The organism is Aquicoccus porphyridii (genome assembly GCF_008369105.1).
GTDB classification, from domain to species: domain Bacteria; phylum Pseudomonadota; class Alphaproteobacteria; order Rhodobacterales; family Rhodobacteraceae; genus Aquicoccus; species Aquicoccus porphyridii.
Genome location: NZ_VINQ01000158.1, coordinates 1 through 416 on the forward strand (window position 1 = coordinate 1; position 416 = coordinate 416).

The following is a 416-nucleotide window of genomic DNA, read 5'->3' on the forward strand; positions in this document are numbered from 1 at the left end:
CCGCATCCTGGGCCTGCAGGGTCTGCTCGGCCTGTTCCAGCATCGCCGCGGCGTCCAGCAGCGGCACGATCTGCACCTTGTCCTTGTGCCAATCGCTGTGCAGCTCACTGACCCGGCCGGCGCTGTAGCGGGCCTTGAGCAACCGCTGGTCCTCATAGCTGACGTCGAAGCCCTGGGCGCGGATGAAATGGTCGCGGCGCAGGCGTGCGTCTTCGGTCAGGCCATCCTTCAGCGCCAGTGCGCCGCCTTCCACCTTGTAGTGGGCCCAGCGTCGTTGCGCCCAGGCGATCGCCTGGGCCAGCAGGAAACGGCCCAGCCCGCGGTTCAAGGGTTCAAGGCTGAGCCCGGCGTCCGAGCCGAAACGCACTTCCTTGTTGCGATGATCGGCCCAGACCTCCAGCAGGTTCTGCTCCTTG

1 protein-coding gene is annotated in these 416 nt (G+C 66.8%); it reads right to left on the reverse strand.

Annotation, left to right across the window (positions count from 1 at the left end):
- Positions 1-416: hypothetical protein (locus FLO80_RS24005; RefSeq protein WP_223145556.1), on the reverse strand; the 416-nt coding region annotated here is incomplete at both ends.